Genomic DNA, 19,379 nt, shown 5'->3' with positions numbered 1-19,379 from the left:
CGCACGGAACTTTATTGAGGAGGGCGGGCCCAACGATGGGCGCGCCCTTTGTTTGTCAGACTTCGCCGCCTGAGACCTGGATCATCTGACCACGGATGGAATCCGCGAAATCGGAGCAGAGATAGAGCGCGGAGTGGGCGACCTCTTCCGGGGTGATCAGGCGGCCATGGGGATTGACGCCGACCATCATGTGACGAGCTTCTTCCTCGGTGCAGCCAGTGCGCGCCATGATGCTTTCGATGTTCTGGTCGATGATGGCGGTTTCCACATAGGCCGGGCAGATCGAATTGAAAGTGATCGGCTTGGTCGCATAGTCGGCAGCCAGTGACTTGATCATCCCGTTCACCGCGTGTTTGGTGGTGGAATAGGCTGGCGCACCTTTCAGGCCGCGCAGGCCTGCGATGGAGGAAATCACCATGACCCGGCCCCAGTCGGTCTGGTTCATGGATTTGAGGCTCTCGCGGATGGTGAGAAAGACGCCATCAATGTTGATGGACATCATCTTACGCCAAAATTCCATATCGGTTTTGTGCAGCGCGCGGCCCTCGGCGATGCCTGCGTTGGCGACACAGATCTGGATCGGCCCGCGTGCGGCAACAGCGGCGGCAACCCCTTCGACCACAGAGGATTCCTCTGCCACATCCATGGCAAGCGGGTGCAAGCCCTCGGTGGCGGCCTCCTCAAGCACATTGAGGCGACGCCCGGTGATGGTGACCTGCGCGCCCTTAGCCGCGAGTGCTTTGGCGATGGCGAGCCCGATGCCCGTGCCGCCGCCGGTGACCAATGCGTGTTTTCCTTGCAGTGACATTGTGATGCCTCCCTCATACGATTTGCCAAGGAGACTAGCGGGCTGAGGGGGGCAGACAAGCGTGCCGCCCGCAAACGCCGCGCCGTCATTTGGTGCAGAGCGCCGGAACGGCAGCGCGATTCTGCAGAAATTTGTGCGGTTTACGTTTCACTTCGTTGAAAACAGCAGACATTCTGTCCTTTTTGGGGCTTGTGGCATTTTGTTTCGTTGCGCCGACGCCAGACATCGCTAAACCGAAGTGGACGCTTTTGCGTCGGATCCAGACGCACGAAGCGTCGCAAGCCAGTATGAGGAGCCTGTGCATGACAACGACCGCAAGACGGCTGTTTTTTGACCTGCCGCCGGTCTGGCTTGTGTTGGCCCTGCTGATTTCTTGGATTCAGGCGCGATATTTCTCTTTCGGATTGAGCTTTGGCCCGGTGTGGGCAGATCTGCTTGGCGGGCTGCTGGTGGGCGGCGGTGGCGTCCTGATTGTGTTGGCGCTTGCGGAGATGCGCCGCCATCAGACCACTGTGCACCCGCATCACACGCCTGCCCATCTGGTGCAGAGCGGGATTTTCAAACGCTCGCGCAATCCGATTTATCTGGCAGACATGTGCATTCTGACGGGGTTTATCCTGTATTGGGATGCGGTGTTGTCCCTGCCGCTGGTGCCGCTGTTCCTATGGATGCTGGAGCGGCGCTTTGTGATCCCGGAGGAAAACGGGCTGCGCCGTCAATTCCGCATGGATTTCGCGAAATACTGCGAAAAAACGCGTCGGTGGCTGTGATGCCGTTGCGTCGCAGCAAGATCAGACGCCCCTGTTTGCTTGTGCAGCATAAAAGGTGGCGTTAAAACTTTATGCAAGTGCAGCATGTTCTGCGTGAAACATTATTGCTTTGACTCTTAAGGGGGATAAGAAAGGTGAAAATAGGTACACCAAAAGAGGTGTTTGAGGGCGAAAACCGGGTCGCGATGACTCCGGACTCGGCCAAACAGCTCCAGAAACTGGGCTACGACTGTGCCATCGAAAGTGGTGCAGGCGCAGGTGCAGGGTTTTCAGATGCGGCCTATGAGGCGGCGGGTGTCGAGGTGATCAAAACCGCGGCAGGCCTTTGGAAAGAGGTCGATATTGTTGCCAAGGTGCGTCAGCCCGATGCGACCGAACTCAAGCGTCTGACCAGCGACAAAACGCTGATCTCCTTCTTCAACCCTGCGGGCAATGAAGAGGGCATGGAAGCGGCCAAAGCCAAGGGCGCCAATGTGATCGCCATGGAAATGGTGCCACGCATCAGCCGCGCCCAGAAGATGGACGCGCTGTCCTCCATGGCCAATATTGCGGGCTACCGTGCGGTGATTGAGGCGGGCAACAACTTTGGCCGATTCTTCACCGGTCAGGTGACCGCTGCAGGTAAAGTGCCGCCAGCCAAAGTGCTGGTTGTGGGCGCCGGTGTGGCCGGTCTGGCCGCGATTGGTACCTCCACCAGCCTTGGCGCGATCACCTATGCGTTTGACGTGCGCCCCGAAGTGGCGGAGCAAGTTGAGTCCATGGGCGCCGAGTTTGTCTATCTGGACTTTGAGGAAGAGCAGGCGGATGGCGCGGCCACCGGCGGCTATGCCTCTGTGCAGTCTGAGGAATTCCGCGAAGCGCAGCTGGCGAAGTTCCGCGAGCTGGCCCCGGAAGTGGACATCGTGATCACCACAGCACTGATCCCGAACCGCGCAGCACCAATCCTTTGGACCAAGGATATGGTTGAGGCGATGAAGCCGGGTTCCGTGATTGTTGACCTCGCAGCAGAGCGTGGCGGCAACGTGGAAGGCACCGTAGCTGATGAGAAAGTTGTGACCGACAATGGCGTGACCATTGTGGGCTACACCGACTTCCCAAGCCGGATGGCGGCGCAGTCCTCCAGCCTCTATGCGACCAACATCCGTCACATGATGGCCGATCTGACCCCTGAGAAGGACGGCCAGGTCAACCACAACATGGAAGACGATGTGATCCGTGGCGCGACGGTGACCTTTGAAGGTGAGATCACCTTCCCGCCGCCCCCTCCGAAGGTGCAGGCGATTGCGGCCAAGCCCAAAGAGGTTGTGCCGGAGCTGACACCGGAAGAGAAGCGTGCGGCAGAAGTGGCGGCGTTCAAGGCGCAGACCAAACAGCAGGTGACCCTGTTGGGTGTGGGTGGCGCGCTGATGCTGCTCGTGGGTCTGGTGGCCCCGGCAAGCTTCATGCAGCACTTTATCGTGTTTGTGCTGGCGTGTTTCGTGGGCTTCCAGGTGATCTGGGGCGTGGCGCACAGCCTGCACACCCCGCTGATGGCGGTCACAAACGCGATTTCGTCGATCATCATTCTGGGTGCTTTGATGCAGATCGGATCGGGGAGCTTCCTCGTGATCCTGCTCGCGGCGCTCTCTGTTTTCATGGCCGGGATCAATATCTTCGGCGGTTTCCTCGTGACACGGCGCATGCTCGCCATGTTCCAGAAATCCTAAGGAGTAGAGAACCATGATTGGATTTACTACTGCAGCCTATGTTGTTGCCGCTGTCCTTTTCATCCTCTCTCTGGGTGGGTTGAGCAATCAGGAAAGCGCGAAACGCGCTGTGTGGTATGGCATTGTCGGCATGGCGCTGGCGGTGTTTGCAACCCTCATCGGCCCGGGCTCCGGTCTGTGGCTCCTGTCGGTGCCGCTGATCATCGGTGGTGGCCTGATCGGCTATCAGCTGGCGTCCAAGGTCGAAATGACCCAGATGCCGGAACTGGTGGCTGGCATGCACGCGCTGGTTGGTCTGGCCGCTGTGTTTGTGGGCTTCAACGCGCATTTTGAGATCGGCAACGCGGCGGCAGCTGTGGCTGCTGGCGGCGATGCGGTGAAAGAGCTGGGCGCCTTTGGCCAGCTGATCGCAAAGAAGTCTGCGGCGGAAATCAACATTCTTTATGTTGAGCTGTCCCTTGGTGTGTGGATCGGTGCGGTGACCTTCACCGGTTCCGTCATCGCCTATGGCAAGCTGTCTGGCCGTGTGACCTCTGCAGCCGAAAAGCTGCCCGGTGGCCATATGCTGAACGCAGGAGCGGCGGCGCTCTCGCTGCTCTGCCTGATCTGGTATCTGAACTCTGGCGGCATCTTCCCGCTTTTGATCCTGACCATCGCGGCGCTGTTCATCGGCTACCACCTGATCATGGGCATCGGGGGCGCGGACATGCCGGTGGTTGTCTCCATGCTGAACAGCTACTCCGGCTGGGCTGCAGCGGCGATCGGCTTCTCCCTAGGCAACGACCTGCTGATCGTTGTGGGTGCGCTGGTGGGCTCCTCGGGTGCGATCCTGTCCTACATCATGTGTAAGGCGATGAACCGCTCCTTTGTGTCGGTGATCCTGGGCGGCTTTGGTGGCGCATCTGGTCCGGCCATGGAAGTGGAAGGCGAGCAGATCGCGATTGAGGCCGACGGTGTGGCGGCTGCACTGGATGACGCGGACAGCGTTGTGATCATCCCGGGCTACGGCATGGCGGTGGCGCAGGCGCAGCAGAATGTGGCGGAGCTGACCCGTCGTCTGCGCGCCAAAGGCAAGAACGTGCGCTTTGCGATCCACCCGGTTGCAGGCCGTCTGCCAGGCCACATGAACGTGCTCCTGGCGGAAGCCAAAGTGCCTTATGACATCGTGCTGGAGATGGATGAGATCAATGATGACTTCCCGGAAACGGATGTGGCCATCGTGATCGGTTCCAACGACATCGTGAACCCGGCAGCCCAAGAAGATCCGAACAGCCCGATTGCAGGCATGCCGGTTCTGGAATGCTGGAAAGCGAAACAGGTGTTTGTCTCCAAGCGTGGTCAGGGCACCGGCTACTCCGGCATCGAGAACCCGCTGTTCTTCAAGGAGAACACCCGGATGTTCTATGGTGACGCGAAGGCGAGCTTGGACAAGCTGCTGACCATGATTGAGTGATCAATCCAGACAGTGAAGATAGGGAAGGCGCTCCGGTTGGGGCGCCTTTTCTTTTGACTGCTCTGCGCCGCGCTATGGGATGCCTCCGGCGGGGATATTTGGGGAATGAGAATGCGCTGGGGGCGCGATAAACGTCGGGCGTGGCGATGGGGCGGGGGCCTGATTTGTGCCCGGGGCGAGATGATTGGATTTGGCGATGAGTCGCTTGCGCGCACTCACCAGCCCTGACGGCGCTGCGCCTTTCGCGCTATCCTCCTGACAGGAGGTGCATCATGGAGAAGGTGAATGGCATAGGCGGGGTGTTCTTTCGGGCGCGCGATCCGGAGGCGTTGGGGGCATGGTATGAGACCCATCTGGGGGTGAACCAGCTCAACCCCATGCCTTGGAAACAGCGTGAGGGCTTTACGGTGTTTGCGCCCTTTGCGCAGGACACAGATTATTTCGGCAACGACGAAAAACAGTGGATGATCAACTTTCGTGTGGATGATCTGGCGGCCATGACGGCGCAGTTGGAGGCGGCGGGGATTGCGGTGGAGACACATCCGGACTGGGACAGCGAGGTGGGCAAGTTTGCCCGCATTCATGATCCCGAAGGCAATCCGATTGAGCTTTGGGAGCCGGCGGCCCCTGCGGCGTGAGCGGCAAAACCTGCCTGCGATTTTGGGCTGGTGGAAGGCTTCCAGCGTGGCTTGGTGTCTTTGGCCGCAGCAAAACATGCCCAAATCAAGGGGATAGCGGTTTTGTATACCGCGGTATTCACGTAACATGCTGAAATAAAAGAATAATTGATGTCTTTGATTTCTGTCGTATAGTGCGCCGACTGTCACACGGAGCCTGCTATGACGCCGATCAAGGATGACCCTTTGCGCTACAAGCTTGCCAATGAGCTGCATGCGCGTCCGTTTCCAACTCTGGATGTGCCCTGCCGCGCGGTTTTTGTGGCGTGGCGGATTGCGCCGGATCATCTGGGCACCGGAGGAGACGCTGCGCGGGCCCATCTGATTGATTTGCTGGACCGGTTTGGCGTGGCGCATCCCAATCCGGAGGCGACCCATTTCACCTGTCAGATCGGGCGGGACACGTTGAAGTGGGAGCAGCATGCGGAGTTTGTGACCTACACAGTGTTTCTGCCGCAGCTGAGCGCGCGGGCGTTTGATCCGGTGGATTTTGACGTGTTTCCAACAGATTGGCTTGCAGCCGCGCCAGGGCAGCGGGTGACCTCGGCGATGATCCGTGTGGCGCCGATGCCCGATGAGGCAGAGATCAATACGCAGATCGACAGTTGGTTTCTGCAGGAAGCGGTGGCGATGAACTATGTGCTGGATGGCTCCTGCGTGGTGGCGACCGATTTTCGCATCGCGGCCAATGGGCACCAGTGCATGGCGGTCTTTGTAGCGCCGGATACCGGCGCGCGACGCGTGGGCCGTGTTGTACAGCGTTTGTGCGAGATTGAGACCTATAAGTGCATGTCGATGCTGGGCTATTTCCGGGTGAAGGCCATTTCCGGAGAGCTAGGGGCGCTGGAGGCGGATGCGGGGCGTCTGATGGGGCGGTTGCGCAGTGAGGAAGGCGACGCGGCGGCGACGCTGCAAAGCCTGCTGGAGCTGTCCGGTGATCTGGAGCGTCTGATTGCGGACACCTCTTTCCGGTTCGGGGCCACAGGGGCCTATGAAACGATTGTGTTTCAGCGGATTGATGTGCTGCGGGAGGAGCGGTTTCAGGGGCGGCAGACGTTTCGGGAATTTATGACGCGGCGCTATGATCCGGCGATGCGGACGGTGAAACACAGCCAGAGCCGCTTGCAATCTCTGGCGGAGCGCGTGGGGCGGGCGGCGCAGCTGTTGCGCACCAAGGTGGAGGTCGCCCGTTCGGCGGAAAACCAAGCTTTGCTGGCCAGCATGGACCGGCGCGCCGATCTCGCGCTTCGGTTGCAGGAGACCGTGGAGGGGCTGTCGGTTGTGGCGATCAGCTATTATGCGGTGTCGCTGGCCGGATATGTGGTTTACCCATTGGCGGGGCCATTGGGCCTGAGCAAGGGCATGATGACGGCCATGCTGACCCCGGTGGTGGTGGCGCTGGTTTGGTGGATGGTGCGGCGGATCAAGGCGCGCATGCATTAAACTACGATCACCTCTGCTTTATCGCAGAAGAGGGTAACCCTGCGGAAAGCGCGGCTTTCTGTTGCGAATCAAAGGGTTCTTGCCGCGCTGCGGCAGAGGGTGGGTGTCAAAAGGGGGCTTGCGCTTTGTTGGAAACTGTCAGAAATAGCGGCCTGACCATGCAATTTCTGTGGATTTGAGCGGTTTTCCACCATCGGGCATCGGGTTTCCGTTTCCGTTGAGCCGCTTTCTTCCTATAGTCAGAGAGATGCACGCGGTAAGACCTGCACGCCCTCAGGGAGATAGACACCGATGATCCGTTCGGAATTGATTCAAAAAATTGCAGACGAAAATCCTCATTTGTTTCAGCGCGATGTTGAGCGCATTGTAAACACCATATTTGACGAAATCACCGAAGCCATGAGCCGGGGAGACCGCGTGGAACTGCGCGGTTTTGGCGCTTTTTCCGTAAAACAGCGCGAGGCCCGCACCGGGCGCAACCCGCGCACGGGGGAGTCGGTGGACGTAGAAGAAAAGCACGTGCCGTTCTTTAAGACCGGCAAGTTGTTGCGGGACCGACTAAACGGAAAGTAAGCCATGCGCTACATTCGCTATGCCTTTCTCGGCGCCCTTGGCGCCGCACTCATCTCGGTGGCGCTGGCCAATCGGGATCTCGTCACGCTGACGCTCTTGCCACAAGCATTGAGCGATCTGGCGGGGCTCAACCACAGCATCGAAATGCCTTTGTTCCTCGTGATCCTCGGGGCAATTGTGGTCGGCCTGCTGGTCGGCTTTGTCTGGGAGTGGATGCGGGAGCACCGCATGCGGTCTGACAAGACCAAAGCGGAGCGCGAGCTGCACCAGACCAAACGCGAAGTGCGCCGTCTGAAAGGCCGTGAGGCTGAAAAGAAAGACGAAGTTCTGGCGCTGCTGGATGAGGCAAGCTGAACCCTTTGCTTTGCATGGCAACTGCGGTAGGGCGGTCTCATGGATATTCGGGTCAAGATTTGCGGGCTGAAAGAGCCTGAGCATGTGGTCGCGGCGGCTGAGGCGGGCGCGGCTTATATCGGTCTCAACTTTTTTGCCAAATCACCACGCTATGTGGATTTTGAGCGGGCGCGTGAGCTGTGCCTTGCGACGCCTGTGGGTGTGGGAAAAGTGGGGCTTGTGGTGAATGTGGACGACGCTTTTCTGGAAGAGCTTGTCGACAAGGTGCCGCTCGATTTCCTGCAGCTGCATGGCAAAGAAACCCCTGAACGGGTGGCCAAGGTCAAAGCGCGCTTTGGTTTGCCGGTGATCAAGGCGATTGGCATCGCTGAGGCCGCAGATGTGGCGCAGATTGATGCCTTCGGCAGCGTCGCAGATCAGTTGCTGGTGGATGCCAAAGCCCCCAAAGATGCGGTCTTGCCCGGCGGCAATGGGCTGGCCTTTGATTGGCGGCTGGTGAACCGGAAGTACTGGCCTTGCCCATGGCTGTTGGCCGGTGGCCTGACGGTCGACAATGTGGCCGAGGCGATCCGGATGACCGGCGCGCGGCAGGTGGATCTCTCTTCCGGTGTGGAAAGCGTGCCCGGTGTGAAAGATGTCGGCATGATGCAGGCCTTTATGAAGGCAGCCCTGAGCGCCGTTTAAAACCCGCAAAATTCTATGGTCTGGCCGCCATACCGCTGCGTATTCCCAACAAAAGAGGATGCGCAGATGGTGATGGTGGCGATCGGGGCGGCAAAGCTCAGACATTGGTGGGACACGCCGCAGTTAGTGGCGGTGGCGATCCTGTCGCTGCGCCACGCGAAGCGTTCTGCAGGCAACCTGCATGCCGAGGTGTTCCCCCATGCCGGTCATTTCTTTTCACGCACCGTCTGGCAGCGCGCGGAAGACATCAAACACTTTGCCTCCACCGGGCCACATCGGATGGCGCTGAGGATGCGGGAGCGGCTCACCGAGACCTCGCGGTTTCATGTCTTTGAAAGTGAGGCCATGCAGGAGCGCGAGGTGGCGTTGTCGGCATGGTATGCTGCCCTGCCAGCGCCTTTGCAGCGGCAAATGCCTGTGATGATGGTCTGACACCTCACGTTACCAGCGGGATCGCATCCAGATTGGGGTGGCAAATCCCGATCCACCCCCCTAAGAACAATTCAAACACCGTGGGAGAGACCTGAATGTCCAACGATCTTTTCAACAGCTTTATGACTGGCCCTGACGAAAATGGCCGTTTTGGCGATTTTGGCGGGCGGTTTGTCAGTGAGACGCTGATGCCGCTGATCCTGGATCTGGAAGCGGAATATGAAAAGGCCAAGGATGATCCGACCTTCTGGGCGGAGATGGATGATCTGTGGAAACACTATGTGGGCCGCCCAAGCCCGCTGTATTTTGCCTCCCGCATCACTGAAGAGCTGGGCGGCGCGAAGATCTATCTGAAGCGTGACGAGCTGAACCACACCGGTGCGCATAAGGTGAACAACGTGCTGGGCCAGATCATTCTGGCGCGCCGCATGGGCAAAACCCGCATCATCGCCGAGACCGGTGCAGGTCAGCATGGCGTGGCGACCGCGACGGTGTGCGCGAAGTTTGGCCTCAAGTGCGTGGTCTACATGGGCGCGCATGATGTGCAGCGTCAGGCGCCAAACGTCTTCCGTATGCGCCTTTTGGGTGCGGAAGTGGTGCCTGTGACCTCCGGCCGTGGCACGCTGAAAGACGCGATGAACGATGCGCTGCGTGACTGGGTGACCAATGTGCGCGACACATTCTACTGCATCGGCACTGTGGCAGGCCCACACCCCTATCCGGCGATGGTGCGTGATTTCCAATCCATCATCGGCAAAGAGGTGCGCTGGCAGCTTGCTGAGCAGGAAGGCGAAGGCCGTCTGCCGGACACTGTGATTGCCGCAATCGGTGGCGGCTCCAATGCGATGGGCCTGTTCTACCCGTTCCTGGATGATCCATCCGTCAACATCATCGGTGTTGAGGCCGGTGGCCGTGGCGTGGATGAGAAAATGGAGCACTGTGCGTCGCTGACCGGTGGCCGCCCGGGCGTGCTGCATGGCAACCGCACCTATCTGCTGCAGGATGACGATGGCCAGATTCTTGAAGGCTATTCGATCTCTGCAGGTCTGGACTATCCGGGCATCGGGCCGGAGCACAGCTGGCTGAATGACACAGGCCGGGCGCAATATGTCTCTATCACCGACAAAGAAGCGCTGGAGGCGTTCCAGTTCTCCTGCGCGATGGAGGGCATCATCCCGGCGCTGGAGCCAAGCCATGCGCTGGCCCATGTGATGAAGATCGCAGGTGACATGCCCAAGGACCATATCATCGTGATGAACATGTGTGGCCGTGGTGACAAAGACGTGCAGACCGTGGCGCGCCATCTGGGCTTTGACATGTCTGACACCGAAGGCCGCACCGCCGACTGATCCGGCGGATCTCGTGGTTTGAGTTTGGAGCGTCCTTCGGGGCGCTCTCTTCTTTTGGATAGGTGGCTATGCGGAAGCGATGGCCGCTGATCTCTGGTGTGTGCTGGCGCTGGGGCACAACTTGCTAGGGTTTTGAGACAGGCTGCGCTGCGGTGTTGAACCCGCAAGCAGCTGTCCGATCTGCTGGGAAGGAGAGCCAGATGACACAGACCAATGAACAAATCGGCGAGCGTATTTCAGAAAACACCGGGCTTGATCGCGCCAAGCGGCTTGCGGAGCGTGTGGTCACCTCGATGCAGGCGCAAGGCTATCAGGATATTGAGTATATTCTCACAGATTGCCAGCTGACTGTGGTGGCCAGCGCGTCGGGCAAGATGCCGAAGACGCAGTATCTGACCCTGCCGCATGGATCACGTCGGGAGCGGAAAGCGCCTTATGAGCACAGGTTTGTGCTCTGAGCGGGTTGCCTGCGCGGCGCGCGCGCCAGACTGAGGCGCGCCTTGGCAAACAGGGCGTCCGGCAGGGCATCAACCTAAGTTTATGCACCTAAACCAAAGGCAAATGGCCTGATCCATAAACCGGCGTCCAATAGAGGGACGCCGCCAGCTCTTTCACTGTGGGCACACCGCGTCACCGGCGGCGCGACCTATCCCATACAGGAGAAAGACCTATGAAACGCATTCTTTTGACCACCTCCCTGATCTCGCTTGGCTTTGTCTCACAGGCGCACGCTCAGAGCTTTGCCGAGCGTGTGGCCGCAGCGATGCTGGAGAACGGCTACACGGATGTGGAAATCGAGATTGAGGGCGGCGAGCTGACGGTGGCGGCGCGGCGCGACGATATCGAAATCGAAACGGTCTATTCGACCACCACGGAAGAAGTCCTCGAGCATCACGCGGGCTATGTCGATGACGACGAAGATGATGACGATGATGAAGATCACGACGAAGACGATGATGACCACGACGATGACCACGACGATGACGACCATGACGATGATCACGACGAGGATGACTACGAAGACGAGCATGAGGACGATGGCGACGATGACCATGGCGAGGATGCGCGCGACGAAGATGATGATGAGGATGACGCCGACGAGGCTGATGAAGATGATGAAGGGGACGACGATGATGATGAGGGGGACGACGACGGCGATGACGACGCGGATGCAGGCAATGACGACAGCGGCGATGATGACGCTGAAGACGCCTGAGCGCGCGCGTGTTGCCCTCTAACCTTCGGCAAAGCCATGGGCTTTTACAGTTCGGGTTTTGCCTGACAGGCAGGTTTGGGCTACATGACATCTGAGAAATGAGAGTTGGAAACGGGTCGGCGCGGCGTGGGCAGTGCCGACCTCAGCGGGTGATGTGCATGACGGATAGAAAACTTGGCGCAAAGATCGTGGTGATCTGCCTCGCGCTTGGCGCGACGCCAGCGCTGGCGGAGCAGCGCGTGGACAGCATCACGCGCCAGTTGCAGTCGCAGGGCTACACCAACATCGAGGTCAAACGCACCTGGCTGGGACGGGTGCGGATTGAGGCCTATCGCGGCACGCTGGAGCGCGAGATTGTGGTCAATCCCCGCACCGGTGAAATCCTGCGCGACTACTGGGAGGAAGAGGGCGACACGCATCAGGTGCTTGGTCAGCACAATGATGAGGATGATGGCGATGATGCGTCAGATACAGCCTATGACGACGACCATGATGACGACGACAGCGGGTTCGACGGCGATGATCACGACGGCGATGATCACGACGACGCAGATGATGACGACGATGGCGACGACGGCGACGACGGCAGTGACGATGGTGGTGATGATGACGGGGACGACGATGATGACTGACCCGTGGATCCCTGACCGGGTGGCGGTCACGTGAGAGCTGCGTTGAAAACCCCTTGGGTGCTGATCGCGCTGTTGGGGCTGCAATGCCTGTTTGCGCTGTTCTTTCTGAGCGACATCGCGCTGACCATCGTGGGCGCGCGCTCTGCGCCAATTTCCTGGCAAGTGCGCGAGATGCTCGAGATCGGCGCGGCGCTGGGGCTTTTGCTGGGCGCGCTTTTGGGCGGGGTGGCCTTGCGCCAGGCGATGCGGGCGCGGGCACGGGCAGAGGCTTCGCTTGCGCAGGTGCAGCTCGCGTTCCGTGATCACATGGAGGCGCGGTTTGTCGGATGGGCGCTGACCCCGGCAGAGCGGGATGTGGCGCTGTTTTCGATCAAAGGCCTGTCTATTCAGGAAATCGCGGGACTGCGGGAAACCTCAGAAGGCACGGTCAAGGCGCAGTGCAATGCGATCTACCGGAAGGCGGGCGTGAGCGGGCGCGCCCAGCTTATGAGCCTGTTCTTGGATGATCTGCTGGCTGAAGAGGCTTAACGGATAACGGAGCGCCCGACTGTAAGCGCTCCGATCCTGCAAACGCTCAGGCTTCGTGCAGCACGGTTTCAAAGCCTTCAAACTCCGGACGGCCGATGATCAGGCCTTCGGTCTTGGAGTTGCCGGAGTTGCGGTGGGCGTCGCGGAATTGCTCCGATTTGGTCCAGGCCTGAAAATCAGCCTGTTGGTCCCACAACACATGGCTGGAATAGAGGGTGAAGCCGTCGCCCTTCGGGCCTTTCAGCAGGCGAAACTCGCGAAATCCCTTGAGCTCTTTGAGGCGGCTTTCGCGCGCTTTCCAGACCTCTTCAAAATCCGCTTCACGGCCCTCGGCGATTTTGAAGCGGTTCATAGCGATATAGCCCATGGCAATGCCTTTCTGATGCGTGTGTTCACTGGGGGAATGCAGGCTTGCTGGCCGAACATATCGGCGGGGCTGGCGCAGAGGCGCAGTAGTGGCACAGGTCGCGCGCGCAGGTCAATCGCTCAAGATATAGGGCATATCGGCGCGCCGCAGAACGGGCGTCACGGTCTCAGGGCAGGGCGTGCTCCTGCAAGACGCGCAAAGGCACGATATCAAGGGCCTTTTGATGGGTGGCCGCCAGATTGGCCTTGGGCGCGCAGCCTTCGTCATGGGCTTGCAGGAAGCGGGCGGCACACAGGCACCAGTGATCCCCGGGCTTGAGGCCTGCAAAGTTGAACTCCGGCCGTGGGGTGGACAGGTCGTTGCCGACATATTTGGAATAGGCGAGGAATTCGGCTGTCATCACCGCACATACGGTGTGGCTGCCCGGATCCTGCGCGCAGGTGTTGCAATGACCGTCGCGAAAGAAACCGGTGACCGGATTGGTGGAGCAGGGGGCAAGCGTGCCACCCAGCACATTTACGGAAGCGTCTTTTTCGATCATGGGGTTAGCATTGCATACGTGATGCTCACGGGGCAATGCGCAGTCTGAAAAATTGAATAGCCATTCAAGAAATGAATTGACCCTTCGGGGCGGCTGCGCAAAGCATGGCGCCTATGAAACAGATTACCGAACCCGCCCGCCAGATTGATGTGATCCACGAGACCGACGTGCTTGTTGTGGGCTCAGGCCCCGGCGGCTTGTCCGCTGCTTTGGCCGCGGCCCGCGCCGGTGTGGAGGTCACGCTGGTGGAGCGTTTTGGCTGCTTTGGCGGCAATATCACCGTGGTCGGGGTGGAAGGCATGCATTGGTATCGCCACGAACAAACCGTGGAGAGCATGGGCATCCCCAAGGAGTTCGAAGACGCCGCCAAAGAGGCCGGCGCTGCGGTGCCGGAGAGCCAGTCCCTGAGCTATGAGATTGACAGCGAAGGCTTCAAACTGGTGGCGGACCAGATGGTGCAGAAGGCGGGAATTCACCCGATGCTGCACCGCGCCTTTGTGGCCCCGATCATGGAAGGCGTTGAGATCAAAGGCATCATCACTGAATCCAAAGCAGGCCGGGAGGCGATCCTAGCCAAAGTGGTGATCGACGCCACCGGTGATGCGGATGTGGCGCATCGGGCAGGCGCGCCTTGCCGGATGGCCCCGCGCGAAGATCTGATGGCGGCCTCGGTGATGTTCCACCTCGCGGGCGTGGACAAAAGCGCCTTTATGGAGGGCATCAAGGCCGATCCGCAGACCTACGCCGATTGGGGCGGGGGCGGTGAATGGAACATCGAAACCTCCGGCAAAGAGGATCAGATGTTCTCCCCCTTCCTCTACAAACCCTTTGCGCAGGCGATTGAGGCCGGGCTGATCCCGCCCCATCTCAACACCATCGCAGGCACTTGGGGCGCGATGCATGACACTGGCGAGCTGACCTATATGAACCTCATCCATCTGGACGGGATTGACGGCACCGATCCGGACAGCCTGACCTATGGCGAGATCGAAGGCCGCCGCCAGACCATGCTGGCAATTGAGGCGCTCAAACGCTTCCTGCCGGGCTGTGAGAACGCGCGGCTTCGAAACTTCGGCATGACCTTGGGCATTCGCGATACCCGCAAGGTGGACACGGTCTATGCGATGAGCGAGCTGGATGTGCGTGAGCAGGGACGCTTTGAAGACAGCATCGGGATTTTCCCGGAGTTTATCGACGGCTATGGGGTTTTGATCCTGCCCACCACGGGGCGCTATTTTGAAGTTCCTTACCGCAACCTTCTGCCCCAGGGTGTGAAAAATCTGCTGATCTCCGGCCGCGCCACGGCAGGGCATAAGATTGCCCATGCGGCCACCCGCAATATGGCCTGCTGTGCGGTGATCGGGCAGGGGGCTGGCGTGGCCGCAGCGCTGGCGGTGAAGCAAAACCGGGCGCTGGATGCGCTCAATATTTCAGACATTCGGGCTGGCTTGGAAGCGCAAGGCGCACGGGTGCACTAACACCGTCTTCCTCTTGCACTAAGTATCCGCGGGGGTGCGGGGGCAGCCAGCCCCCGTCCGTCCACCTTATTACTGCGCAGTTTCCGCAATTTCACGGAACAGGGCGATATTACCATCTGTCACGCCGCTTTCCTTGAACTTCCGGTCCGCAGAGTTCACCGCGATCACCACGCCCTCAGCGCGGTTGATGTAGATGTACTGACCATAAACACCGATGCCAAAGAACTCTCCCTCGCGCGGGTCCTTGGGCATCCACCACTGATAGCCATAGTGCAGCTTGCCGGGCTGGGTGTTGGCGCTGGGCACGGTGGCGGCGGCCAGCCAGTCAGCCGGGACAATCTGTTCGCCGCCATATTGACCTTCTTGCAGGACCATCTGACCAAAGCGGGCATAGTCACGCGTGCGGATATTCAGCCCACCCAAGACAAAAGCCACGCCTTCGCCATCGGTGACGTAGTACGGCTTCTGCTCATAGCCGAGCTTGGAGATGATCTTTTCCCCCAGAAGATCGGGGATGGAACGGCCGGTGGCGCCGCGGATCACCATGCCGATGACATGGGTGTCAATCGAGACATATTGAAACTGCGTGCCGGGCGCGACGAAGGTCTCGCTGAGGCCTGCGGCAAAGCCGTCCAGCGTGCCGCCCAAGGCAAGAACGCGGCCCATGCGGTTGATATCAGAGTAAAAATCCAGATAGTCCTCGTTGAAAGTCACCCCCGAAGACATCTGAAGCACGTTTTTGATGGTTGCGCCGTCATAGGCGGAGCCTTTGAGCAGAGGCGCATATTTGGTAACCGGATCGTCAAGGCTCTCGATGTGGCCTTCCGCCAGCACAATGCCCATGAGCGAGGACAGATAGGATTTTGCCACCGACCAGCTGATCTTCAGATCCTCAGGCGCTGTGTCCTGATGGTAGCTCTCATGCACAACCGCGCCGTCTTTGAGCACAACGACGCTGGTCACAGCGCGCTCCTTGAGCCAGCTGTCAAAGCGGACTGGCATTTGCATGGCAGTGCCGTTTGGCAGGGGGCTGACCGCTGCGTCGCCCTGTGCGATGTCCGCAGTGAGGAACAGCGTGTCCATGTTTGAGAAGTTGGAGACGATCTTTTCTTCCGAAAAGAGGGAGTTCACCGCCAGAAGCCGGGTGATCTCTTCGCGTTTGAGAAAATAGACCGCCACGGCCGCCAGCGCCAGCATGAGCAATATGCGGCCCAGCCACTTCCCGAATGTGCGCATTTTTTCCTCCCCGAAATGCCTCACCTTTTAAATAAGTTGAGCATCTTGCGGGGCCGGGCTGCAATGCTGACGTTAGGTGAGCTTCTCTGGGGCCTGCCAGTCCACCCAGCGGCCGTGAAAATCTGCGCGGCCCAGATTTAAGGTCACATCACCAGGCCAAAGGCGTAGCGTGAGCGCTGCGCCGAGTGTCTGGTCATCGGCCTCATAGGAAAGCCAGGCGAGGGGCGCGTTTTCGGTGGCCTTGGCCCCTGCGGCTTCCATGATCTTGGTGCCGCGCACTTGACCTTCGGCAGGAAAATACTGCCAGGCCACGGTGGAGTAGACCAGATGCAGCGCGCCGCTCTGTGGGGCGGCAACGCGCGCCTCCAGCCAGTCTATCGCATCGCTGGCATCTACCTCGGCGTCTTGAAGCGCGATTGCGGCGCGGGTGCGGGTGATGCGCTCGGCTTGATCCGCCCACAGATAGGCCTGGAGCCGCAGCGCGTGCTCGGGGTCATGGCTGTTGAGCGGGTGCAGGTCGACGCCGCGGCGCTCCACCACCGAGAGCGCGCCTTGTGGCGGCAGCGCGCCTTGCCAGTCGGGTGTCAGTACCACGCCGCTTTTTGGTCCATAGCCGTCACCCACCGCGAGGTGGAACTGATTGAACATCAGGTTGAGGCCGGCAGAGGCCCCAAGCTCGGAGAGTTTCAGCGCCAGGCCAAAACGCGCGGTCAGCAGCTGCGCTGTGGCGATCAGGACGGCGCTGCGGCGCACTTCGTTGGTCTGCGGGGCGTTGGTGATCCAGTCACACAGAAAGGCGTCATGGCGGTGCAGGGCGGCAAGGACCTGATCTTGCAGCTCTGGGTCCGCAGGTGTGTTTGGCGGATAGACCGCTGCCAGCGCCGGATCTGTTTGTTTCAGCACCAGCGCATGGAGGCCACTGGCGATGCGCAGGGGCAGGCTGTGGCCTTTGGGGCCGGTGTTGCCCGCAAATGTGGCGCATTTTTGGGCAAGTGCGGTGTCTGTGGGCCAGTTGGCAGAGAGCATGCGCAGCAGACGGCCCATGAACGGGCTGTCCAAGGCGTCGCAGCTGTCAGCCTGCTCCAGAAACGCCGCACTCAGCGCGCTCATGAAAACTTATCCATTAATTTTTGCAAAGGGCTGCGGCTGTCCTCTTCGGGGGCGGGCTTGGCCTCTGCCTTGGGTTTTGATGTCTCAGCCTTTGCAGCGGCAGGTGTGCCGCTTGCTTTCGGGCCTTTGGTGCCGGTGGAGGGGCGCGGCGGGTTCAGGCGCATGGCGACCGCATTGGAGAATTTCGCGGTGTCCCCTTCGGCCAGATGCGCCGCGCCATCAGAAATCCCGCGCAGCATGTCATCAAGCCAATCCTGTTCCGCCTTGGCAAAATCGCGCAGCACATAGCCGCTCACCAGCTCCTTGCGACCCGGATGGCCAATGCCCATGCGCACGCGGCCATAAGTCTCGCCGATGTGCTGATGGATGGAGCGCAGCCCGTTGTGGCCCGCATGACCGCCGCCCATTTTGTACTTGAGCTTGCCCGGTGCGAGATCTAGCTCGTCATGAAAGACAACCACATCCTGAGAGGTCAGCTTGTAAAACCGCATTGCCTCGCCAACCGACTGGCCGGAGAGGTTCATGAAGGTTTCCGGCTTCAGCAGCAGCACCTTCTCACGCCCCAGCCGTCCTTCGGTCAGCGTACCCTGAAACTTGCCCTTGAAAGGCGCAAAGCCGTGGTCAGAGGCGATCTGATCCATCGCCATAAAGCCGATGTTGTGGCGGTTTTGCGCGTATTTGGCCCCCGGGTTGCCAAGGCCGACGAAGAGTTTCATGAGATCTGCTCGCTGTGATTTCTGCGCTGCAGTATAGGGATGCTGCGCGGCTGAGGCAAATCACTCCGCGGGTTTGATCTCTCCGCCCTGACAGCGGGTCAGGTGATCTTCGTCATGCAGTTTCAGACGGCGGGAGGCGGTGAAATCATGGCGCACATGATCCCACCACGCGCCAATGTAGCTGCGCTCGGCTTCGGCATGAAACACCTCCGGCGCAACGCGGCGCAGAGTGGGCAGGCGCGTCCATGGGACATTGGGGAAGGAGTGATGCTCGTTGTGATAGCCGGTGTTGAACAGCAGCCAGTTGATCGACCCATAGGTCGAGCGCGTCGGGTTCACATCATCGTCTCCTGGATGCTCGGTGAGGGATTGGCCAAGGTTGGTCACCCCCAGTTTGCCGAGGAAAAAGGACAGGGACCAAAGGTGATAGAGCAGCGCCCAAGGGCCCAGCAGGGCGAGCATCACGAGATTTGAAATCACAGAGGTGATGATGAACGGGCGCATTTCGGCCATGTCGGGCGAGGTGCCGGTGAAGCGCGGTTGCGGATCGCGCACCGGACGGCCAGAGGCCCAAGCGTAAAGCGGTGGCAGGATCTTGTCGGCGATGAACACAGAGCCGAGCGGCAGAGCGTGCAGGATGAGTGTCAGCACCGTCAGCGCATGTTGCAGGGCGGGGCTGGTTTTGGCGATGGCAAAGCGCGCCTGCAATGCGCAGAGGTCTTCGTGCTCATAGTCATTGTCATAGTCGCCAATGAAAGGATGGTGGCTGGTGACATGCTGATGCTGATAGGTGAGCTGTTTGCCGTAAGAGGTGAGGATGATCTCCAGCCCCAGATCAAAGGCCAGCTTTGGTCGCGCTGCGCGGAACACAAGCTTGTGGCAGGTTTCATGGATCAGCGAGGCGGCAGAGTGATAGACCAGCTGCCCGATCAGAAAGGCCGCAAGGCCGATCACCCAGATCGGCTGATCCGAGATCACCCATGCGATGCCCCAATGCACCGCCAGCAAGACCGGCAGCGCGAGCGCGGTCAGCGGCTGTGGCCCGGACAGGGCGGCCAGCTCTGGGTGCGCGGCCAAAGCGGCTTTGCGCATTTCATTGTGGCGTCGGGAGTGCGGAGAGATCCCCTTGGGGCGCGGTGCGGTATCAGACATCGGGTTTTCAGCGTTCAAAATGGTGTTGTCGCCAGCCTAAGCTGCGCAGGGGGAGCGTCAATGTGCAAATCGCCTGCGAAGGGCGCTCACACCGTACCTTGCCTTAACTTGGCGGTTCATAAGGCTCACAGGGTCTTCCCCAGCTGTGCGGATT

22 protein-coding genes are annotated in these 19,379 nt (G+C 59.8%); 15 read left to right on the top strand and 7 right to left on the bottom strand.

Going from position 1 to position 19,379, the window contains the following annotated elements; genetic code table 11:
• Window positions 1-55: 55 nt before the first annotated feature.
• On the bottom strand, window positions 56-808 hold the full coding sequence (locus J7412_RS14825) for an SDR family NAD(P)-dependent oxidoreductase (RefSeq protein ID WP_209079340.1): 753 nt from the start codon (window positions 806-808) through the stop codon (window positions 56-58).
• A gap of 302 nt (window positions 809-1,110) precedes the next feature.
• Here J7412_RS14825 and J7412_RS14820 point away from each other — a divergent pair, with 302 nt between their 5' ends.
• The 14 genes from J7412_RS14820 (at window position 1,111) to J7412_RS14755 (ending at window position 12,625) form a co-directional block, all read left to right on the top strand.
• Window positions 1,111-1,578, top strand: coding sequence for an isoprenylcysteine carboxylmethyltransferase family protein (locus J7412_RS14820; RefSeq protein WP_209079339.1), 468 nt, complete (start codon window positions 1,111-1,113; stop codon window positions 1,576-1,578).
• 134 nt (window positions 1,579-1,712) lie between these two features.
• Window positions 1,713-3,284, top strand: coding sequence for a Re/Si-specific NAD(P)(+) transhydrogenase subunit alpha (locus tag J7412_RS14815; protein WP_209079338.1), 1,572 nt, complete (start codon window positions 1,713-1,715; stop codon window positions 3,282-3,284).
• Window positions 3,285-3,297: 13 nt separating this feature from the next.
• Window positions 3,298-4,737 carry an NAD(P)(+) transhydrogenase (Re/Si-specific) subunit beta gene (locus tag J7412_RS14810; RefSeq protein WP_209063618.1) on the top strand — a complete coding sequence of 480 codons (1,440 nt, stop codon included), beginning with the start codon at window positions 3,298-3,300 and terminating at the stop codon, window positions 4,735-4,737.
• 272 nt (window positions 4,738-5,009) lie between these two features.
• A complete protein-coding gene (locus J7412_RS14805) occupies window positions 5,010-5,375 on the top strand; it encodes a VOC family protein (protein WP_209079337.1) in 366 nt (121 codons plus the stop codon).
• A gap of 201 nt (window positions 5,376-5,576) precedes the next feature.
• Window positions 5,577-6,857: a DUF3422 domain-containing protein gene (locus J7412_RS14800; RefSeq protein ID WP_209079336.1), complete on the top strand. Its 1,281-nt coding sequence runs from the start codon at window positions 5,577-5,579 to the stop codon at window positions 6,855-6,857.
• A gap of 291 nt (window positions 6,858-7,148) precedes the next feature.
• On the top strand, window positions 7,149-7,430 hold the full coding sequence (gene ihfB, locus J7412_RS14795; protein ID WP_209063612.1) for an integration host factor subunit beta: 282 nt from the start codon (window positions 7,149-7,151) through the stop codon (window positions 7,428-7,430).
• Window positions 7,431-7,433: 3 nt separating this feature from the next.
• Entirely contained in the window at window positions 7,434-7,784 is a 351-nt protein-coding gene (locus J7412_RS14790) for a LapA family protein (RefSeq protein WP_209079335.1), read from the top strand.
• Window positions 7,785-7,823: 39 nt separating this feature from the next.
• Window positions 7,824-8,468, top strand: coding sequence for a phosphoribosylanthranilate isomerase (locus J7412_RS14785; RefSeq protein ID WP_209079334.1), 645 nt, complete (start codon window positions 7,824-7,826; stop codon window positions 8,466-8,468).
• A 66-nt stretch (window positions 8,469-8,534) separates the two neighbouring features.
• Entirely contained in the window at window positions 8,535-8,900 is a 366-nt protein-coding gene (locus J7412_RS14780) for a hypothetical protein (RefSeq protein WP_209079333.1), read from the top strand.
• Window positions 8,901-8,995: 95 nt separating this feature from the next.
• Window positions 8,996-10,249 (top strand): tryptophan synthase subunit beta, encoded by a 1,254-nt coding sequence (trpB, locus tag J7412_RS14775; protein ID WP_209063601.1) that lies wholly within the window; start codon window positions 8,996-8,998, stop codon window positions 10,247-10,249.
• 200 nt (window positions 10,250-10,449) lie between these two features.
• Window positions 10,450-10,707 (top strand): hypothetical protein, encoded by a 258-nt coding sequence (locus J7412_RS14770; protein WP_209079332.1) that lies wholly within the window; start codon window positions 10,450-10,452, stop codon window positions 10,705-10,707.
• A 212-nt stretch (window positions 10,708-10,919) separates the two neighbouring features.
• Window positions 10,920-11,465 carry a PepSY domain-containing protein gene (locus tag J7412_RS14765; RefSeq protein WP_209079331.1) on the top strand — a complete coding sequence of 182 codons (546 nt, stop codon included), beginning with the start codon at window positions 10,920-10,922 and terminating at the stop codon, window positions 11,463-11,465.
• A gap of 158 nt (window positions 11,466-11,623) precedes the next feature.
• The gene (locus J7412_RS14760; protein ID WP_209079330.1) at window positions 11,624-12,097 is read left to right on the top strand and encodes a hypothetical protein; all 474 of its coding nucleotides are present in this window, start codon (window positions 11,624-11,626) and stop codon (window positions 12,095-12,097) included.
• 42 nt (window positions 12,098-12,139) lie between these two features.
• Window positions 12,140-12,625, top strand: a complete 486-nt coding sequence (locus tag J7412_RS14755) for a helix-turn-helix transcriptional regulator (RefSeq protein ID WP_209079329.1) — start codon at window positions 12,140-12,142, stop codon at window positions 12,623-12,625.
• 46 nt (window positions 12,626-12,671) lie between these two features.
• Here the strand turns inward: J7412_RS14755 and J7412_RS14750 are convergent, their stop codons facing one another.
• Entirely contained in the window at window positions 12,672-12,992 is a 321-nt protein-coding gene (locus J7412_RS14750) for an antibiotic biosynthesis monooxygenase (RefSeq protein ID WP_209079328.1), read from the bottom strand.
• A 166-nt stretch (window positions 12,993-13,158) separates the two neighbouring features.
• Window positions 13,159-13,533 carry a DUF2237 domain-containing protein gene (locus J7412_RS14745; protein WP_209079327.1) on the bottom strand — a complete coding sequence of 125 codons (375 nt, stop codon included), beginning with the start codon at window positions 13,531-13,533 and terminating at the stop codon, window positions 13,159-13,161.
• Between the two features lie 113 nt (window positions 13,534-13,646).
• On the opposite strand from J7412_RS14745, the gene J7412_RS14740 reads away from it, so the two are divergent.
• The gene (locus J7412_RS14740) at window positions 13,647-15,011 is read left to right on the top strand and encodes an FAD-dependent oxidoreductase (RefSeq protein ID WP_209079326.1); all 1,365 of its coding nucleotides are present in this window, start codon (window positions 13,647-13,649) and stop codon (window positions 15,009-15,011) included.
• A 69-nt stretch (window positions 15,012-15,080) separates the two neighbouring features.
• On the opposite strand, the gene J7412_RS14735 is transcribed toward J7412_RS14740, so the two are convergent.
• From J7412_RS14735 to J7412_RS14720, 4 genes are all read right to left on the bottom strand, one after another.
• Window positions 15,081-16,247, bottom strand: a complete 1,167-nt coding sequence (locus J7412_RS14735) for a serine hydrolase (RefSeq protein ID WP_209079325.1) — start codon at window positions 16,245-16,247, stop codon at window positions 15,081-15,083.
• Window positions 16,248-16,319: 72 nt separating this feature from the next.
• Window positions 16,320-17,357, bottom strand: coding sequence for a DUF2332 domain-containing protein (locus J7412_RS14730; RefSeq protein WP_209079324.1), 1,038 nt, complete (start codon window positions 17,355-17,357; stop codon window positions 16,320-16,322).
• Window positions 17,354-18,073 carry an aminoacyl-tRNA hydrolase gene (gene pth, locus J7412_RS14725; protein WP_209079323.1) on the bottom strand — a complete coding sequence of 240 codons (720 nt, stop codon included), beginning with the start codon at window positions 18,071-18,073 and terminating at the stop codon, window positions 17,354-17,356. Before pth ends, J7412_RS14730 begins: the two co-directional genes overlap by 4 nt.
• Window positions 18,074-18,133: 60 nt before the next feature.
• Entirely contained in the window at window positions 18,134-19,225 is a 1,092-nt protein-coding gene (locus J7412_RS14720) for a fatty acid desaturase (RefSeq protein WP_209079322.1), read from the bottom strand.
• Between the last annotated feature and the right edge of the window lie 154 nt (window positions 19,226-19,379).

This window comes from Shimia sp. R9_3 (genome assembly GCF_017743755.1).
GTDB lineage: Bacteria > Pseudomonadota > Alphaproteobacteria > Rhodobacterales > Rhodobacteraceae > Shimia.
The sequence above is the reverse complement of the archived record's forward strand: the minus strand, read 5'-3'. Positions and strand labels throughout refer to the sequence as shown.

Bases quoted from the DNA above. Each gene is read 5' to 3' on its own strand.
- J7412_RS14825 (WP_209079340.1), bottom strand. From the start codon at position 808: ATGTCACTGCAAGGAAAACACGCATTGGTCACCGGCGGCGGCACGGGC.
- J7412_RS14820 (WP_209079339.1), top strand. From the start codon at position 1,111: ATGACAACGACCGCAAGACGGCTGTTTTTTGACCTGCCGCCGGTCTGG.
- J7412_RS14810 (WP_209063618.1), top strand. From the start codon at position 3,298: ATGATTGGATTTACTACTGCAGCCTATGTTGTTGCCGCTGTCCTTTTC.
- J7412_RS14805 (WP_209079337.1), top strand. From the start codon at position 5,010: ATGGAGAAGGTGAATGGCATAGGCGGGGTGTTCTTTCGGGCGCGCGAT.
- J7412_RS14800 (WP_209079336.1), top strand. From the start codon at position 5,577: ATGACGCCGATCAAGGATGACCCTTTGCGCTACAAGCTTGCCAATGAG.
- ihfB (WP_209063612.1), top strand. From the start codon at position 7,149: ATGATCCGTTCGGAATTGATTCAAAAAATTGCAGACGAAAATCCTCAT.
- J7412_RS14790 (WP_209079335.1), top strand. From the start codon at position 7,434: ATGCGCTACATTCGCTATGCCTTTCTCGGCGCCCTTGGCGCCGCACTC.
- J7412_RS14785 (WP_209079334.1), top strand. From the start codon at position 7,824: ATGGATATTCGGGTCAAGATTTGCGGGCTGAAAGAGCCTGAGCATGTG.
- J7412_RS14780 (WP_209079333.1), top strand. From the start codon at position 8,535: ATGGTGATGGTGGCGATCGGGGCGGCAAAGCTCAGACATTGGTGGGAC.
- trpB (WP_209063601.1), top strand. From the start codon at position 8,996: ATGTCCAACGATCTTTTCAACAGCTTTATGACTGGCCCTGACGAAAAT.
- J7412_RS14770 (WP_209079332.1), top strand. From the start codon at position 10,450: ATGACACAGACCAATGAACAAATCGGCGAGCGTATTTCAGAAAACACC.
- J7412_RS14765 (WP_209079331.1), top strand. From the start codon at position 10,920: ATGAAACGCATTCTTTTGACCACCTCCCTGATCTCGCTTGGCTTTGTC.
- J7412_RS14760 (WP_209079330.1), top strand. From the start codon at position 11,624: ATGACGGATAGAAAACTTGGCGCAAAGATCGTGGTGATCTGCCTCGCG.
- J7412_RS14750 (WP_209079328.1), bottom strand. From the start codon at position 12,992: ATGGGCTATATCGCTATGAACCGCTTCAAAATCGCCGAGGGCCGTGAA.
- J7412_RS14745 (WP_209079327.1), bottom strand. From the start codon at position 13,533: ATGATCGAAAAAGACGCTTCCGTAAATGTGCTGGGTGGCACGCTTGCC.
- J7412_RS14740 (WP_209079326.1), top strand. From the start codon at position 13,647: ATGAAACAGATTACCGAACCCGCCCGCCAGATTGATGTGATCCACGAG.
- J7412_RS14735 (WP_209079325.1), bottom strand. From the start codon at position 16,247: ATGCGCACATTCGGGAAGTGGCTGGGCCGCATATTGCTCATGCTGGCG.
- J7412_RS14730 (WP_209079324.1), bottom strand. From the start codon at position 17,357: ATGAGCGCGCTGAGTGCGGCGTTTCTGGAGCAGGCTGACAGCTGCGAC.
- pth (WP_209079323.1), bottom strand. From the start codon at position 18,073: ATGAAACTCTTCGTCGGCCTTGGCAACCCGGGGGCCAAATACGCGCAA.
- J7412_RS14720 (WP_209079322.1), bottom strand. From the start codon at position 19,225: ATGTCTGATACCGCACCGCGCCCCAAGGGGATCTCTCCGCACTCCCGA.